This window comes from Mesohalobacter halotolerans (assembly GCF_006120725.1).
GTDB lineage: Bacteria > Bacteroidota > Bacteroidia > Flavobacteriales > Flavobacteriaceae > Psychroflexus > Psychroflexus halotolerans.
On record NZ_SWMU01000003.1, the window covers coordinates 475,432 to 492,950 of the forward strand.

Consider the following 17,519-nt stretch of genomic DNA (forward strand, 5'->3'; position numbering starts at 1 on the left):
ACACGCATTCCCTACCTTTGCAATGTGAAAACGACAGACAAAAAAGACATACGCGCTTTAAGCAAAGACCAATTACGAGAATTCTTTGTGTCTAATGGCGATAAAGCTTTCAGAGGCAATCAGGTTTACGAATGGTTATGGAATAAAGCCTGCTACGATTTTGAAGATATGACAAATATTTCTAAAGACACCCGAGCCATGCTTGAGGCTAATTTTGTCATCAATAACATCAAAGTCGATACCCAACAACGCAGTCAAGATGGAACGATAAAAAACGCTGTAAAACTCCACGATGGCTTTGTGGTAGAAAGCGTGATGATTCCTACAGAAAACCGCACCACGGCTTGTGTGTCTTCTCAAGTGGGTTGTAGCTTAGACTGCAAATTTTGTGCAACCGCAAAACTCAAACGTCTCAGAAATCTTAATCCAGACGAAATTTACGACCAAGTGGTCGCAATTGACGAACAAAGCCGCTATTACAATAATCGACCATTGAGTAATATTGTCTATATGGGTATGGGCGAACCGCTGATGAATTACAAAAATGTCTTGAAATCTATTGAAAAAATTACTTCAGAAGACGGCTTAAACATGTCTCCCAAACGCATCACCGTTTCAACTTCAGGTGTTCCAAAAATGATTAAAATGCTGGCTGATGATCAAGTGAAATTCAACTTGGCTGTGTCTCTGCATTCTGCCAGAGATGAAGTGCGCACGCAAATTATGCCCTTTAATGCCAAATTTAGCCTAGATGCTTTAAAAGAATCTTTAGAATATTGGTATGCCAAAACCAAAAAACAAGTGACCTACGAATATATAGTTTGGAAAGGCATTAACGATACAGAGGCTGATATTGAAGCTTTGGTAGAATTTTGTCAAGCCATTCCATGCAAAGTTAACCTGATAGAATACAATCCAATAGACGAAGATAACTTTATTCAAGCCAACGACAAAGCCGTGGCCAAGTATGTAACTACACTTGAAGCTCACGGTGTGACGGTGACTCTAAGGCATTCCCGAGGAAAGGATATTGATGCGGCCTGTGGTCAGCTGGCTAATAAAAAATAAATTCTCACCGCAAAGTCGGAAAGTTCGCTATGTTTAAATACTCTACTTTCTAATTATTTTTAAATTCTATTAATTATAAATCTCAATTATAAAAAATTATAGATCTCAATTATAAAAATTTGTGCTCTTTAAGTCTCTGCGGTTTAATTAACAGTCATAAAATTTTAATCACTGTATCTGATTTTTATCGCAGAGAGCAGAGAATACTGAGTGATTTTCTTTCACAAGTTATTTACAATTCTTCGAATCCCATTTTTTAATAGGACTTCATTAAAATTTATAAGTAATCCTAATTTTAAATCTTTTAATATTAGATATGTCAGAAGTTGTGCTGTGTGAATATCAACTAAAGCCTCAACACTTTTTATTTCCACAATCACTTTATTTTCAATAAGTAGATCAATTCTATAACCGGCATTGAGCTTTACTTTTTTGTAAACTATGGGTAAAGCCATTTGTCTTTTTACCTCTAAACCTTGTTCTTCTAATTCATATAAAAGACATGCTTCGTATGTCTTCTCTAACAAACCAGGCCAGAGTTGCTTGTGAACCTCGATTGCTGCACCAATGACTTTTGAAGATATATTATTTTCGTGTACGATTAAATATTAAAATAAAATTATAAAAAATAACCTTGCGATCTCTGCGACTCTGCGGTGCATATTTCTTAAATAAAAAAACTTAAAACGCAAACCTTAAACCCAATTGAACATTATTGATATCAACCGGGTTATTTTCAAAAATTGGATTCAAGCTGTAGGTGAAATACAAATTAACATCTCCAAATCCTGCATAAGCACTTAAACCGTATAGAAAATTGTTGGTATTGTAGTCGTCTTTGAATTTATCTTTCTCGTCATCTCCGTTAAAGTCATATTTCAGCTTTTGAATATTATTGAGGTTCAATCCTACAAATCCCCCAAAACCTAAATTAAACCCACTTCTGGTATAATAATCTCCATTACTACTTTTTTTCGTATTGATCTGGAGATGAACCGGAAAGATGAGATTATCCTGTCTGAACTTATTCTTATCTAAATTAATCACCTGACCATCTCTTTCAAAATTATCGAGAACGGTCTGTTCGCCATCTTCAAAAAAGATCAAATCGTCTTCAGGCTTTAGTCCATTAAACTGAAATGAAAATCCGTAATCCAGTCGAAAAAAGTTCTTTTTATCTAAAGGCGATGACCATAAGTAACCGATTTCAAAAAATCGACTGCCGCCAACTTTAAAAGGTGAGTCGTTTATTCCACCATTACTCGGTATAGCATTATTTAAACCAAAAGCAAAAATAAGATCGCTTTGGGTGCGGTTGCGGTATTTCTTATCATCTTCATCTTTCCATGAAAAATCTATACGTCCTTTGGATATTTCTATACTTTCTATTCTATTATCTTCTTTATCATTATTATCTATTGAAACTTCATCAGATAGGTATCCATTTCGCTTTAAAAAGTCAATTTGATTCTGAACAATGGCTTGTCTGTTTTTAATATTCTGGGCAATGCGTTCTGCATTTTCTAATTTTATAGTCTCAAAATCTTTAGAGCTGTACAAGGAATCTTTGGCTTGCTGAGCATTTAATTCTGAAATTATTTTCTTGAGCTTGTTCTTTTCCTCAGTTTCAATCTCCTGGAGTTTCTTTTCCAATTTTGCCAACTCCATTTTGGCTTTATCGTCAAGTTTGACTTGAGTCGTATCTTGTGCATAATTACTATAACAAAACAGACTAAATAATAATAAGATAGGTAATTTTTTAATGGTTTTCATAGGTTTTAATTTTAAAATGAGACATAAATTTGGCTATTCAGTTTTTATAAAAATCTGTTTTTCAGTTGTTTAAATTTTAATTTAGAGCGACGACTTCTTTGATATCATTTAAGTTTGACACCAGTGCTTCCCAAATTTTATCTTTGAGATTTTTGGGTTTTTGTAATTCAATTTCGGCTTCAACTTCAGCTAAAAGTATTGTGGCTTGCATGTTTTGCAATATTTGTTTTTGCTCTATATCTTGTGTTTGTTTCATAGCTTTAGCCAGAAGGGCATTGACTTCTTTGCGTAACTGTTTTTCTTTTTTAGCTTTAGCCAAAGCATTTTGAGCTTGACTTAACAAGTTTTCAACCTCAGTGTCAATAGAGGGTTTTTCTTCATTAACTATCGTGTTTTTGACGGTTGCATTGTTTTCAACAATTCGGGTTTTGACATTTGAAATAGTTTTGTTTTGTATTTCAGGAGTTGAGGCCACATAATTAATTGTTGAGGTCTTAAATTCTAATTCTATATTGTTATCAATGATAGGTTTAGACTCTAAAACCATCTGAGTTGAATTAGTTCTATCTGATTTTAATCCCTGATAAACCAAAAACCCAATGCACAAGACAGCTGCAATACTGGCATATTTCAACCAAAACTTTTGCTTTTTAGGTTTTGACGTTTTGTCTAATTTCTGTTCAATATTATCCCAAAGGTTTTGACTTGGTGTCAATTTTCTTTGAGCTAACTCTTTTTTAATTTTATGTTCGGTTTGAGAAATTTTCATTTCAACGATTTTAATTGGTCTTTCTTTAATTCATCTTTCAACATTTTACGGGCTTTATAGAGCTGAGATTTTGATGTCCCAATATCAATATTTAGCAACTCAGCAATATCTTTGTGCTTAAATTCTTCTAAAACATATAGGCAAAACACAGTTTTGTAACCCGCAGGTAGTTGGTCAATAGCTTTTTGGATATGCGAGATGTCACTGACCTCATCTAATGGATTTTCAGCGGTTTTGTAATACGAAAAATCCTCTGTAGGAATCATCATTTTCTTTTGCTGCCTTAAAAAATCAATACTTTGACGCACAACAATTCGCCTTAACCAACCTTCAAAACTGCCTTTAAATTGATAACTTTTTAGATTGATAAAAGCTTTACAAAAGGCATTTTGTAAGATATCTTCCGCATGTTGTAAATCTTTAATATAATAGCGGATCACCCCAAGCATTTTTGGCGCATGTTTTTCGTATAAGCGAAATTGAGAAACGCGATCTTGTTTTTGCGCTTTTTTAATAAGCTTATCATGTTCGGCATGTAGATTAACAACTTTCAAAAAAAATAGGGTCTTTCTTATAAAGACGTAAGATACTTAAAAAGGGTGGTCTGGTGTAAGTAAATTTTTATAAAAAAAGCTGGTTTCTAATTGAAACCAGCTTTTCCATAGATTAAAAATTCCCCCGAAGCTTCGGGGGAACCCATTACTGTACACCAAATTGATATATTTTCGAACCAAACAATCCAAATATTCAAAAATTTAGTTACTCAAAAATTAGATTAAATTTCATTTGACAACAAAAAAATATTCCCAAGTATAAAAAATTATTCTTGGGAATAAAAAGTACTCAAGGCGGGAATCGAACCCGCACTTCCGAAGAAACTGGATTTTGAATCCAGCGCGTCTACCAGTTCCGCCACTTGAGCAAATTTGGACTGCAAAAATAGAAAAAAAATGAGATATTAGCATTAGAAATTAAGCAAAAGAAACCGCAAAAGCTTGAAATTATTTTTTACTTTTGCAAACCATAAATAACTTGGTAAGTATTATTTAAGATGTCTGAAATAGAAAAAGTTGCTAAAATTTTTCCGTGTTCACAAAGTGAAGCCCTAGCGCAAGCCATAGCACATTCTTATGGAATCCCTTTAGGCAAAATTAATCGGCTTAATTTTAGTGATGGGGAATTTCAGCCATCTTTCGAAGAATCTGTAAGAGGAACGCGGGTTTTTATTATTGGATCCACAAATCCTAATAGTGATAATTTAATGGAAATGTTGTTGATGCTGGATGCGGCTAAGCGTTCATCTGCTAGACATATCACAGCTGTTATGCCCTATTTTGGTTGGGCTAGACAAGATCGTAAAGATAAACCACGTGTCCCTATAGCTGCAAAAATGATTGCTAAAATGCTTGAAACCGCTGGAGCAACTCGCATCATTACCATGGACTTACACGCTGATCAAATTCAAGGCTTTTTTGAAAAACCAGTCGATCATCTTTATGCTTCAACTATATTTTTACCTTACTTAAAAGGACTCCAACTCGATAATCTCACAGTAGCTTCACCAGATATGGGTGGTTCAAAAAGAGCTTATGCCTATTCTAAATTTTTAGAATCTGACGTTGTTATCTGTTATAAGCAAAGAGCCAAGGCTAATGTTATTTCTCATATGGAATTGATTGGAGATGTGACAGGGAAAAATGTGGTTTTGGTTGACGATCTAGTAGATACAGCTGGAACATTAACCCATGCAGCCAATTTGATGATAGAGCGCGGAGCAAAAAGTGTGAGGGCAGTATGTACGCACCCTGTTTTATCCGGTAATGCTTATGAAAAACTAGAAAATTCAAAGCTAGAAGAACTCATTGTTACAGATAGTATCCCCTTAAGACAACAGAGTGCAAAAATAAAAGTGGTAAGTTCAGCGGCTCTATTTGCAGATGTCATGAAAGCAGTTCACCACAATGAATCAATAAGTTCAAAATTTTTAATGTAAATCAATTCAATTAAACAACTATGAAATCAATTACGATCAATGGATCTAAAAGAGAAAGCGTAGGCAAAAAAGCGACAAAAGCCTTACGTAATGCTGGAGAGATTCCTTGCGTATTATACGGAGGGAATGATGTCACGCATTTTTCAGCACCAAGCATTGCCTTCAAAGATTTAGTTTACACAGCAGATGTTCACACTGTCAATTTAGTGCTAGACGGCAAAAAAGCCAATGCTGTTTTACAGGATATTCAATTTCATCCTGTTACAGATGAAATCCTTCACATGGATTTCTATAAGTTTGAAGACGATCAGGAAATTACTATGGAAATACCAATCCATGCTGAAGGTACACCAAAAGGTGTTAAAAATGGTGGTGTTTTAAGATTTAACCTAAGAAGGATGGAGGTTCGTGGCCTTGCCAAGGATTTACCAGATTATATTGTAGCAAACGTTACTCCACTTAAGATTGGTGATAAATTGGATGCTGCTTCTGTAAAGAGTGATGATTATACAATCCTTCACCCTGATAGCACGGTGATTTGTCAAGTAAGAACACCTAGAAACCTTGAACTCTTAGAACCTGACACTGAGGAAGACGAAGAAGGTGAAGGTGAAGAAGGTGAAGGTGAAGAAGGTGAAGCTACAGAAGGCGATGGTGATAACCAAGCTGAAGGAGAAGACAAAAAAGAAGAATAGATCATTTCTTTTAATAAATTTTGAAAGCTGTCTTAAATTGATTTAAGACAGCTTTTATTTTATATCAAATCCACAGAATTTGTGGTTTAGTTTTTTAGCTATTCTATTTTTTAAATTAAATTTGAATATTAATACGTTTTGTAAGTAATGAAGAAATTTTTGATTGTTGGTTTAGGAAATCCAGGACTAAAATACCAAAACACAAGACACAATATAGGTTTTGAAATTTTAGATGCCTTAGCAAAACAAGATGAACTTAGTTTTACAACAGAAAAACTTGCAGACATTTGCACTTTAAAACAAAAAGGACGAACTTTTATATTAGTTAAACCGAATACATACATGAACCTTAGCGGCAAAACTGTGAGGTATTGGCTTCAGCAAGAAAAAATTGAACTTAACAACCTTCTCGTGGTCACAGATGATATCAATCTAGACTTTGGAACTTTAAGAATCAAAAGCAAAGGCAGTCATGGTGGACATAATGGTTTAAAGCATATTCAAGAAGTTTTAAGCACCAACCAATACCCCAGATTTAGGTTTGGGGTTGGAAGTCAGTTTCCAAAAGGCCAGCAGGTTGATTATGTTTTAGGTCATTGGGATGAAGAACAGAAAAAATCTTTGGACGAACGCTTAGATAAAGCCACTAAAGCAATTATAAGTTTTGGGCTTGCCGGCATTCATAATACCATGAATGATTTTAATGGAAAATAATTTATTGTGAAAACTTTTAAACCTGCATCTAGTTTTAAATCCAAGCGTCAAACCGTAGTGACGATTGGCACATTTGATGGTGTACATTTAGGGCATCGCAAAATTATTTACCGCTTAAACGAAGTGGCCAAATCTAAAAAACTAGACTCTGCCTTATTGACCTTTTTTCCGCACCCTAGAATGGTATTGCAACAAAAACAAGATCTAAAGCTTATTAATACCATAGATGAACGCATAAATTTATTGTCCCAGACTGGACTGGACCATCTGGTCATTGAGCCTTTTACCAAAACATTTTCAAGATTAAAAGCCCAAGAGTATGTCAAACAATACCTGGTTGATTATCTTAATGCTGCCGTTGTTATTGTTGGTTACGATCACAGGTTTGGTCGAAATCGTACGGCCAATATTGAAGATCTAAAACGTTTTGCAAAAACTTATAATTTTGAAGTTGAAGAAATTTCGAAACAAGATATTGATGATGTCGCCATAAGTTCTACAAAAATCAGATCAGCTATTACTGAAGGTCAAATTCATTTAGCCAATACCTATTTATCAAAACCTTTTGTGCTGACAGGAAAAGTAGTAAAAGGTAAACAGCTTGGAAAATCTTTAGGCTATCCTACTGCAAATTTACAAGTCAAAGAAGACTATAAAATTATTCCTAAAGAAGGTGTTTATGTTGTCAGTGCTTATATCGATTCAGCATTGCATTACGGTATGATGAATATAGGTCACAATCCGACGATTGCAAACAATAATCGCAAATCTGTTGAAACTTACTTCTTTGATTTTAGTGGAAACTTATATGATAAAACAATTCAAATACAATTATTAAAACGCCTCAGAAACGAAAGAAAATTTGATTCTTTAGAGGCTTTAAAATCTGCAATGCAAAAGGATGAAAAATATTCTAAAGATTTTATCAAAACCCTCAGATGAAAAATATATTATTTAAGCGCGTAGACAATTCACCTTTGATTTTATTTAGAATCATTTTTGGGTTTTTGATTGCGGCTGAAGCTTGGGGTGCGATTGCTACAGGTTGGATAAAACGTACGCTTATTGAACCTGAATTTACCTTTAGTTTTATTGGTTTTGACTTTTTGCAACCTTTGCCTGGCGATTGGATGTATGCCTACTATATCATTATGGGTTTGACGGGATTATTTGTTATGATTGGGTATAAATATAGGCTTAATATTATTCTTTATACAGTAATGTGGACAGCGGTCTATTTAATGCAAAAAACCTCATATAATAACCACTATTACTTACTGATTTTACTACTTATTTTCATGAGCATAGTTCCGGCTCATCGGTACAAATCGGTTGATGTAAAACTAAATCCAAAACTCAAATGTCATCACATGCCTAATTGGGTAATTATTTTTATTATCGCTCAATTATGGATAGTTTACACTTATGCCTCTGTGGCCAAAATATACCCAGATTGGCTAGATGCCACCGTGCCTAAACTTCTTATGCAAGGCAAATCCCATTTTTATTTAGTTGGTGAATTACTACAGCAATCCTGGATTCACTATTCAATTGCTTATTTTGGTATCCTTTTCGATTTACTCATCGTGCCTGCATTACTGTGGAAGAAAACTAGAAACCTTGCGTTTTTTATCAGTGTTTTCTTTCACTTATTCAATAGCTTCATCTTTCATATTGGGATATTTCCGTATATGTCTTTGGCTTTTACCTTGTTTTTTTATCCGAAAGAATTTATCAATCGTAAATTTTTAAAATCAAAACCATTTTATGATAAAGCAGATGTTGTTGCCCCTAATTATCATAAAAGTCTGACTGGGTTTATTATCATTTGGTTGTGTATTCAGTTTGCATTACCCTTAAGGCATTGGTTCATTGAAGGCGATGTATTGTGGACAGAAGAAGGCCATCGTATGAGTTGGCGAATGATGCTAAGAACAAAATCCTCTTCGACATTGATAAAAATTGTCAACCCTGATAATAACAAAACATTTTATGTCCAAAAAAAGGATTACCTCACCAAAAAGCAACAACGTATGTTGGCTAAACCTGACGGGGTTTGGCAATTTTGTCAACGATTAAAAGAGGAATATCAAAGTAAGGGCGATGACATTGAAATTTATGTCAGATCTAGAGTGAGTGTAAATGGTAAACCGTACAAACCATTAATTGATCCAAAACAAAACATGGCTCAAGCCAAATGGGATTACTTTTTTCACAATGATTGGGTTTTGCTTCACAAAGATTAAAACTCTGAAAATCTGTCGTCTAACAGAAAATTATCATCAGTTAAGGTGTTGAGATAAGCAATAATTTCATCTTTTTCAATTTCTGTAAGCGGTATCCCTAATTGCCCATTTTCCTGTATAAATACACTGTCTAAATTTTGAGTTTGAACCACACCAGAATCATAATGGTCGAGTACGTCTCTTAAGGTTTGATATCGCCCATCATGCATATAAGGAAAGGTCACCGCAATATTTCTCAAGCTTGGGACTTTAAATTTGTATTTATCTGCTTCTTCTCCAGTGACTCGCATTCGACCTTCATCATCGTATTGTGGGTCGATAGGCAAACCATTATTGCGATAGCTTTGGTCTGTAAAGAGGCTTCCTGAATGACAACCCGCACATTTTTGATCAAAAACAGCTTTGCCTGCTTCTTCCATTTCATTAAAATGGCTACCTTCATTACGCACGACTTTATCGTATTTTGAATCTGCAGACACCATCATCATTACAAATTGAGAAATGGCTCTCAACATATTTTGGGTGTCGATCGTATCGTTTTCAAATGCTGCATTAAACAGTTGTACATATTCCTCATCATTTTGGAGTTTTGTCAACACATTGGTAATGCTTTCATTCATCTCAAATTCAGTAGTAATCGGCACAATAGGTTGAGCATCAAGATGAGAGACGCTACCGTCCCAATTAAAATCTTCCATAAAAATCATATTTTGCAGTGACGGTGCGTTACGTGTACCTAAAGCACCATTCACGCCATGACTTACAACATGCGTGTGATGGGTAAAAGCAAAATCTTGAATATGACAAAACCCACAAGAAATCACACCAGTAGATGATAATTTACCATCGTAAAATAATTTTTTCCCTAACTCAAAGCCAGCTTGAGTAGGTCTGTTATTTTCAATTTCATAAGTGGGCTCGGGAAAGTTGGATGGTAGTTCTAAATCTAAAAAAATATTTTCGTTATCCGAGTTTTCATCATTAAGGTTTTGATAGGACTCATCAAGTCCCTCATTTTGGCAAGCGCTCAAAAAGATAATTAATAATATGAAAACTGAGTATTTCATATTTTAATTTAAAATAATTTCAAAGGCATTAGTGATATTATCAACAATTTTAGGGGCATTCACAGGATCGATTTGAATATCATCCTTATCGGATAGCAATAACTGAAAATCTGAATTAAAAATCTTTTGAACATCAAAACCAATATTTAGTTCGGGTGTATTAGATGCGCTCAAAGCCAAAGGTTGCATGAAATTTAAACTGATTTCACGGTAATTGTCTAAATTTTGCCCATGACTTCCTATATGATATAGAAAGGGTTGATCGGTTATCTCATCAGTAGAATAAGTCCCTTCAAATTTCAAAAACTTATATCCGGCAGACCAAGACCAAAGCATCTCACTTTCCTCTGCTTCGGGCACAAAATTATCCACGCCATTAAGCGGATAATTAGTTTGATCAACACCAAATCCAAAAGTAATTGAAGTATAATTATTGGCATCTATACTGTCTAATGTTATCGTTTTTGACTGAGCTACTTCTTCATTGATCAAAAAATAGCTATCAGCTTGAGGATAAACAAATTGATTTCCTTCTGTATCGGTCAACACAATATTGCTAATGATATATTTAAGCTCATTGACTTTATAAGTTTCACCTCCGTTTTTCACATAAGTTTGAGTGTTTAAATTCAGTGGCTCATCGCCTACCGTGTTGGTAAAGTTTATTTTTAAATCTCCAACTTCAATTTGAGAATCATCTACTACGTCTGTAGCATTGTCAGAACTGCATGCTATTAAAAAAGCTATGCATAAAGCTGTAATATAAATTCTAAGTTTCATCATTGTATTATTTTATTTTTATAATTAAAATGTCCTTGTCACCTTTATTCTCAGTGATAAGGTCATCTTTGCTTTGGCTACTTCCAACGACAATGACTTCTCCATTTTGCAATTGAACAGCCTCTTGAGCAAAGTCTAAATTTGAGCCTCCAACACTCAACTCACTTTCCAGATTTCCCCTGTCATCTATTAAAGCTAACCAAACATCATTTTGCCCATAATTTTCTGAAATTTGATTGTCATTGCTCTTTGAACTTCCACTGACTAAAATCTGGCTAGATTGTAATTCTATCACATCTCTTGCAGATTCAAAATCACTTCCGCCATAAGTATTTTCCCAAAGCATCTGACCATCGTCAGTAAATTTAAAAGTCCAATAATCTGTATTCCCTTTAAAGTTACTAATATCTGTATCGTTACTTCTGGTATCGCCTGTTAAAATATAATTTCCGTCAAAAGTTTTAGTGATGCTGTAGCCGATTTCAATACTACTTCCACCAAAATTTTTTTGCCAAATCAGATTTCCTTCTAAATCTATTTTTACTACCCAGATGTCATAGCTTCCAAGCGGATTTGTAATATCAAAGTCATTACTCTCAGAACTGCCTATCATGATGATATTGCCATCATGTCCTTCGACAACATCATAAGATCGGTCATTATTGCTTCCACCAAAGTAACGACGCCATTGGGTTTGACCATTAGGGTCAAGTTTGATGCCCCAAAATTCACCAACACCATGTCTAGTAAAGGGAAATCCTGAACGCTCAGCATTACCGTTATCATTTCCAGCTCCACCACTCGAACTCACATCTAGAAAACCACTTAAAAAATAACCCCCATCTGAAGTTTGGATAGCACTAAAAGCACGATCATTTCCAGAAAATCCAAAACTTTTCTCCCAAATGATATTACCTGTCGCATCAAGTTTTAAAGCCCAAAAATCGTGAAAACCAAAGTTTTCTGTGACATCCCCGTCATTACTTCTTGTAAAGCCTGTGATTAAAAATCCACCATCTGTCGTTGATACAACCTTTTGACCTCTATCATCACTGCTACCTCCAAAGGTTTTTTGCCATATAATATTGAGCTCTAAATCTAGTTTTAGTAGCCAATAGTCACTATCTGTTGTTGTTTTTCCTGTAACATCTCCATCATTACTTTGGGTAAAACCCAAAACAGCAATATTACCATCCATAGTTTGCACAACAGATAGCGCATCATCTTCTTCACTTCCACCTAGTGTGACTAAAGATTGTAATTCGTTTTCAAATTCAAATACAGGCTCTTCTGTATTAATAGCAGTATCATCTTCACTACATGAAGATATGGTGAAAATTAAAAATAGTATCGGGATTATCCTTTTCATTCTACTATCAATTTTTTACTGATTTTATCATTTATTTTCATGAGATACAAGCCTCTTGATAAACCAGAAACATCAATACTATAATTAGGATTATTTATTTGACTTTTTTCATAAACCAATTGACCTAAGTGACTTAATATTTTAAGGGTTTGTATGGTTTCATTGCTTGTCGATATATTTACATAAGTCCTGACTGGGTTGGGGTATATTTTAATATCATCTGCTTGATCAAATATTTCTGTTGAAAGTGACGAATTTCTAACCAGATAAAACCCTGTATTAATATCACTTAAGACCAGATTTCCACTCTCAAAAAAAGGATAAACACTCCACAATCCACTAAATCCAATATTATCATTATTAGGAAAAGTGTCAAAAAAGCCAATTTCGTTTAGGTTTTGATTGCTAATATCCGACACATCTATAACGCGTAAGCCAGCAGTATAACTTGCTAGGTAAAATAATCCGTTTTTGACATAGCCATTGTGATCAATAGCACTTGTGCTTCCTGTGTAGTCAAAATGTACAGACGGTAAATCTAAATCAGATAAATCAAAAATAATGGTGCGTGTATCAAATCCAAAACTGAGTTCATCAGTTTCATCACCAAGTAATAAATATTGCTGATTTTCTGTCAACCATGCTTGGTGTGTATAACCAATATTTGTGTAAGAAATTGTAGAAATATTACTAATATTAGTCTTATCAGTAACATTGAGAATTACAACTTCATCTTCATTGCTGCCAATATAAATTTCTTCACCTTGGTAATCTGGATCAGGACCATTATAAGTTACCACTTGAGCATCGTGAGTATAAAAATCACTCGCATAACCTCCAGCAAAAACAGGATTCAGCGGATCTGAAATATCAACCACGTGAGGCCCACCACTAAAAGTCTGGGTACCCACGGCATAGGCGTAAGGCTGAGATTCGTTGATGACAATATTATGTGCATTGCCAAACCCATCGTAGTGAGCATCATCTGAAAAGTTGATTGGTGGATTTGTTACATTTCTAAGTTTAGTAAGGTCAAAAACCTGCATTCCGTGACCACTTGCTTCACTTACAATGAATGCATAGTTTCCGAATACTTTAATATCACGCCACTGACTATTTGTGGTGTGGGTAGGTAGTTTACCGAGATATATAGGAGATGTCGGTTGACTGACATCAATAAATGCAGTCCCATTATTCAAACCCATAATCGCGTATTCTTTACCATCTAATGGATCTGTCCAGCCCCAAGAATCATTGCCAGACCCGGCATTTAAAGTGTTTAAATCAATATGAGATTGAAGGTTGTAAACATTACATGGAAATGACCCAGCTAGGCCATTATCACAAGGTGTTTGACCATAACCCAAAAAAGAAACAAAACTAATGTAAAACAGTATATTCTTCATCTAAGAACTTTAAAACTTGTAATTTTGCAAAAAATTGATTTAATGCAAGATAATCCCAAAAATAGTAAAACAAAACTCACAGAATTAGGCGAATTCAAATTAATTGACCATCTAACCACAAATTTTAACATAACGCAAGCCTCAACAAAACTTAGCATAGGAGATGATGCTGCTGTGGTTAGACATCAAGACAATACATTAATTAGTACCGATTTGTTGGTAGAAGGTGTCCATTTTGATCTGGCTTATATGCCTTTAAAACATTTAGGATACAAAGCAGTAATTGTCAATTTATCAGATATCTATGCCATGAATGCTGAAGCTACCCAGATTACGGTTTCTATAGCTTGCTCAAATCGTTTTACTGTCGAAGCACTAGAAGAAATTTATGCCGGAATTCAAAAAGCCTGCGAGATCTACAATGTAGATTTGGTTGGAGGTGATACGACCTCATCGGTCAAAGGTCTGCAAATATCAGTTACAGCTATAGGGGTTGCAGAAGAAGAAAATATAGTAAAGAGAAGCGGTGCAAAGCCAAATGAATTACTGGTGGTTTCCGGAGATCTTGGTGCTGCATATATGGGATTACAGGTTTTAAAAAGAGAAAATGAAGTTTTTAAGGTTAATCCAAATAATCAACCGGACCTATCACCATACGCTTACATCATTGAACGTCAATTAAAACCCGAGGCAAGGAAAGATATTCCTGAACTCCTTGAAAAGCTGGAAGTAAAACCAACCAGCATGATAGATATTAGCGACGGCTTATCTTCTGAAATCTTGCATTTGTGCAATTCGTCTAAGGTCGGTGTAAAATTGTTTGAAGAAAAAATTCCATTGGATCCCATGGTCATTTCAAGCTGCGAAGAGTTTGAACTTGACAGTACAACAATAGCCCTGAGTGGCGGTGAAGACTACGAGTTACTTTTTACCATTAAACAAGATGACTTTCCCAAAATAAAAGCCAATCCAAATCTTTCTGTCATTGGCCATATGACCTCTGAAGATGTAGGTAAACACATTATCACAAGAGCCGAGCAACAAATACCTCTGGTCGCAAGAGGCTGGTCTTCAATACCTGAGCAGGAGTAGACCCTTACAGACCATATTACCATAAGGTTAAATCATTTATTTTATTTATAATATACATTTAGAATTTATACTTTTGTGAAAACTTTAAATAAAATTAAGTATGAAGAAAATTTACATTTTGGCTTGCTTGCTGATTGGTTTTGGATCAGTAGCGCAAGACCTAATCATTACAGGAGTATTTGATGGGCCTTTAAGCGGTGGAACACCAAAAGCCATTGAGGTTTACGCTATCAATGATATTCAGGATCTCAGCTTGTATGGTATTGGAAGTGCCAACAACGGAGGTGGCACAGATGGAGAAGAGCTGACTTTCGCAGGCTCTGCGACAGCTGGTCAATTTATTTACATCACAACCGACGATACACAATTCAATACTTATTTTGGTATTTCAGCAGACTATGTTGACGGTTTTGCAGGAATAAATGGTGACGATGCTATAGAGCTTTTCTTCAACGGAGGTGTTGTAGATACATTTGGAGACATTAATGTAGATGGCAGTGGTCAATCATGGGAATATGCCGATGGTTGGGCCTACAGACTGGATAGTACCGGTCCTGACGGATCTACTTTTGTTGAAAACAACTGGTCTTTTAGTGGTCCTGATGCTGTTGATAATTGTACAGACAACGCGTCTTGTACTTCGGTTTTCCCATTAAGTACTTTTTCATTTTCTGGCTCACCCTGTGGTGTTACCTTTGATAATGCATCTTACAGTTGTGCAACAAACACAATTGGCGATAATAATGATGCTGTAACTATTAGCATTCCCTATTTTGGATCAAATGGTACAATAGTCAATATTTCTACTTCTTCGGGTGGAACTCTTGGAGGAGATGATCCTGCGCTTACAGAAGACGGTACAATAACTATATCAGGCCTGTCTGAAGGTGACAATTGGGATATAACATTAAATGGTGGTGACTGTGACGGGACAACTTTCTCAGGTTCAGTTCCAGCTGCCGAGTGCGATCCTACACCAAATACATGTTTTGATTTAAGTACAGATTCAGAATTATTTGAATTGGTAGCAGTAACTCCAAACTCAGGTTTTTCCAACAACGGAATCTGGGAAGAAAATAACGGTACTTACAGTGCCAACGGATTTTGTGGTGGTGGCTGCCAGGAACTTGTTGAGACCTGGTTGATCTTTGGTCCATTAGATATGAATAGTGTATCAGACCTGGAATTAAGCTTTGATGCTTCAGAAAATTTTGGAACGACAGATCTCGTTGTTGCATATACTGATAATTATTCTGGCTGCCCATCTTCTACAACATGGACAACAGCCCAAACCATCACTGATGCGGGTGCTGTAGGAGTAGACCTTTCAATGGCAAACGGTTCAGATGTGTTTATTGGTATTCAGTATTTTGATGATGGCGCAGATGGATATTCTGACTGGGAACTATCAAATGTAAGTCTAGATGCATTTGGAGCTTGCCCAACATTAGGACCAAGACCAACATCAAATTGTGCTGTTTGTGATTTGACCTTAGGAGAAGAATCTTTCAATTGCTCAACTAACACAGCCGGTGACAATAATGACACAGTTACTGTAGAAATTCCATATACGGGAGTTGAAAGCTCTATAACATCTTTAACATCTACCAATGCTACAGTCGCAGGTGATAATCCTGCCAGTGTTGCTGATGGCGTTATATTCCTGACTGGCTTAACTGAAGGTGATGCATGGGACTTAACGATAAATGGTGGTGACTGTGATGGGACTACAATATCCGGCACAATACCTTCTGCGGCTTGTGACCCTACCACAAATGATCTTGTAATCAACGAAATTCATGCAGATCCTGCACCAGATATTACAGGTGACGCTAACGGAGACGGTACCAGAGATGGTTCTGAAGATGAATTTGTAGAATTTTACAACGTTGGTTCTTCTGACATCGACCTTTCTGGTTTTACCATCGAAGACGGGTTTGGCTTAAGACATACTTTTCCTGCTGGTACAATAATAGCTTCAAACACTTTCATGACTGTATTTGGAGGTGGGACACCAACAGGTGTACCAGGCATGGTACAAGTAGCCTCTGAAGGTGGCCTTGGACTTAATAACGGCGGTGATGATGTTATCGTTAAAAATGCAGCAGGAAATATTGTAGTCTCTGTGACATATGCAGGAGCATCAAATCAATCTGTTGGTCGTAGTCCCGATTTCACTGGTGATTTCACAGATCACTCTGCAATTGCAGGTAACAATGGTGCTTTGTTTTCTCCAAATCAGGAAAATGACGATCCAACTTTATCTACAGAAAACTTCAATATAGATGACATCGAAATATTCCCAAATCCGGTAAATAATGGAATGGTAACTATTTCAGTAAAAAACAATACGGATTTTAATATTGAGATGTACAATATATTAGGTAAGAAAGTATTGAGTCAAAACGCCAGTTCTTCTGTACAGATAAGCGTTTCAGGACTTCAGAAAGGCATATACCTGGTAAAAATTACTGAAAACAATAGCAGCTTAACAAAAAAGCTCATTGTTCAATAATTAGCAAATAGATTAATATCTTTGTAAAAGCT

General features: G+C 35.5%; 16 protein-coding genes and 1 tRNA gene. 8 read left to right on the forward strand and 9 right to left on the reverse strand.

Going from position 1 to position 17,519, the window contains the following annotated elements; genetic code table 11:
- The first annotated feature begins 24 nt into the window (after positions 1 to 24).
- Positions 25 to 1,068, forward strand: a complete 1,044-nt coding sequence (gene rlmN / locus FCN74_RS09245) for a 23S rRNA (adenine(2503)-C(2))-methyltransferase RlmN (protein ID WP_246062605.1) — start codon at positions 25 to 27, stop codon at positions 1,066 to 1,068.
- A 221-nt stretch (positions 1,069 to 1,289) separates the two neighbouring features.
- Here the strand turns inward: rlmN and FCN74_RS09250 are convergent, their stop codons facing one another.
- The 5 genes from FCN74_RS09250 to FCN74_RS09270 form a co-directional block, all read right to left on the reverse strand.
- Positions 1,290 to 1,670 carry a GxxExxY protein gene (locus tag FCN74_RS09250; protein ID WP_138932305.1) on the reverse strand — a complete coding sequence of 127 codons (381 nt, stop codon included), beginning with the start codon at positions 1,668 to 1,670 and terminating at the stop codon, positions 1,290 to 1,292.
- A gap of 79 nt (positions 1,671 to 1,749) precedes the next feature.
- Positions 1,750 to 2,841 carry a hypothetical protein gene (locus FCN74_RS09255; RefSeq protein WP_138932306.1) on the reverse strand — a complete coding sequence of 364 codons (1,092 nt, stop codon included), beginning with the start codon at positions 2,839 to 2,841 and terminating at the stop codon, positions 1,750 to 1,752.
- Positions 2,842 to 2,917: 76 nt separating this feature from the next.
- Positions 2,918 to 3,610 carry a hypothetical protein gene (locus FCN74_RS09260; RefSeq protein WP_138932307.1) on the reverse strand — a complete coding sequence of 231 codons (693 nt, stop codon included), beginning with the start codon at positions 3,608 to 3,610 and terminating at the stop codon, positions 2,918 to 2,920.
- Entirely contained in the window at positions 3,607 to 4,164 is a 558-nt protein-coding gene (locus FCN74_RS09265; protein ID WP_138932308.1) for an RNA polymerase sigma factor, read from the reverse strand. Before FCN74_RS09265 ends, FCN74_RS09260 begins: the two co-directional genes overlap by 4 nt.
- Before the next feature lie 286 nt (positions 4,165 to 4,450).
- Positions 4,451 to 4,532, reverse strand: a tRNA-Leu gene (locus FCN74_RS09270).
- 129 nt (positions 4,533 to 4,661) lie between these two features.
- Between FCN74_RS09270 and FCN74_RS09275 the strand changes: the two genes are divergently transcribed.
- From FCN74_RS09275 to FCN74_RS09295, 5 genes are all read left to right on the forward strand, one after another.
- On the forward strand, positions 4,662 to 5,603 hold the full coding sequence (locus FCN74_RS09275) for a ribose-phosphate pyrophosphokinase (RefSeq protein ID WP_138932309.1): 942 nt from the start codon (positions 4,662 to 4,664) through the stop codon (positions 5,601 to 5,603).
- Between the two features lie 20 nt (positions 5,604 to 5,623).
- Entirely contained in the window at positions 5,624 to 6,298 is a 675-nt protein-coding gene (locus FCN74_RS09280) for a 50S ribosomal protein L25/general stress protein Ctc (RefSeq protein WP_138932310.1), read from the forward strand.
- Between the two features lie 147 nt (positions 6,299 to 6,445).
- On the forward strand, positions 6,446 to 7,012 hold the full coding sequence (gene pth / locus FCN74_RS09285) for an aminoacyl-tRNA hydrolase (protein ID WP_138932311.1): 567 nt from the start codon (positions 6,446 to 6,448) through the stop codon (positions 7,010 to 7,012).
- A 6-nt stretch (positions 7,013 to 7,018) separates the two neighbouring features.
- Positions 7,019 to 7,954, forward strand: coding sequence for a bifunctional riboflavin kinase/FAD synthetase (locus FCN74_RS09290; RefSeq protein WP_138932312.1), 936 nt, complete (start codon positions 7,019 to 7,021; stop codon positions 7,952 to 7,954).
- Positions 7,951 to 9,258, forward strand: a complete 1,308-nt coding sequence (locus FCN74_RS09295) for an HTTM domain-containing protein (RefSeq protein ID WP_138932313.1) — start codon at positions 7,951 to 7,953, stop codon at positions 9,256 to 9,258. The genes FCN74_RS09290 and FCN74_RS09295 overlap by 4 nt, the downstream gene beginning before the upstream one ends.
- On the opposite strand, the gene FCN74_RS09300 is transcribed toward FCN74_RS09295, so the two are convergent.
- Genes FCN74_RS09300 through FCN74_RS09315 form a run of 4 tightly spaced genes read right to left on the reverse strand, consistent with a single transcriptional unit; the run spans position 9,255 to position 13,880 of the window.
- Positions 9,255 to 10,325 (reverse strand): cytochrome-c peroxidase, encoded by a 1,071-nt coding sequence (locus FCN74_RS09300; RefSeq protein ID WP_138932314.1) that lies wholly within the window; start codon positions 10,323 to 10,325, stop codon positions 9,255 to 9,257. The genes FCN74_RS09295 and FCN74_RS09300 overlap by 4 nt on opposite strands.
- A 3-nt stretch (positions 10,326 to 10,328) precedes the next feature.
- The gene (locus tag FCN74_RS09305; RefSeq protein WP_138932315.1) at positions 10,329 to 11,108 is read right to left on the reverse strand and encodes an MbnP family protein; all 780 of its coding nucleotides are present in this window, start codon (positions 11,106 to 11,108) and stop codon (positions 10,329 to 10,331) included.
- Positions 11,109 to 11,112: 4 nt separating this feature from the next.
- Positions 11,113 to 12,474: a hypothetical protein gene (locus tag FCN74_RS09310; protein ID WP_138932316.1), complete on the reverse strand. Its 1,362-nt coding sequence runs from the start codon at positions 12,472 to 12,474 to the stop codon at positions 11,113 to 11,115.
- Positions 12,471 to 13,880 (reverse strand): choice-of-anchor B family protein, encoded by a 1,410-nt coding sequence (locus FCN74_RS09315; RefSeq protein WP_138932317.1) that lies wholly within the window; start codon positions 13,878 to 13,880, stop codon positions 12,471 to 12,473. Before FCN74_RS09315 ends, FCN74_RS09310 begins: the two co-directional genes overlap by 4 nt.
- 42 nt (positions 13,881 to 13,922) lie before the next feature.
- Here FCN74_RS09315 and thiL point away from each other — a divergent pair, with 42 nt between their 5' ends.
- Positions 13,923 to 14,972, forward strand: coding sequence for a thiamine-phosphate kinase (thiL, locus tag FCN74_RS09320; RefSeq protein ID WP_138932419.1), 1,050 nt, complete (start codon positions 13,923 to 13,925; stop codon positions 14,970 to 14,972).
- 100 nt (positions 14,973 to 15,072) lie between these two features.
- On the forward strand, positions 15,073 to 17,487 hold the full coding sequence (locus FCN74_RS09325) for a lamin tail domain-containing protein (RefSeq protein ID WP_138932318.1): 2,415 nt from the start codon (positions 15,073 to 15,075) through the stop codon (positions 17,485 to 17,487).
- Positions 17,488 to 17,519 lie beyond the last annotated feature (32 nt).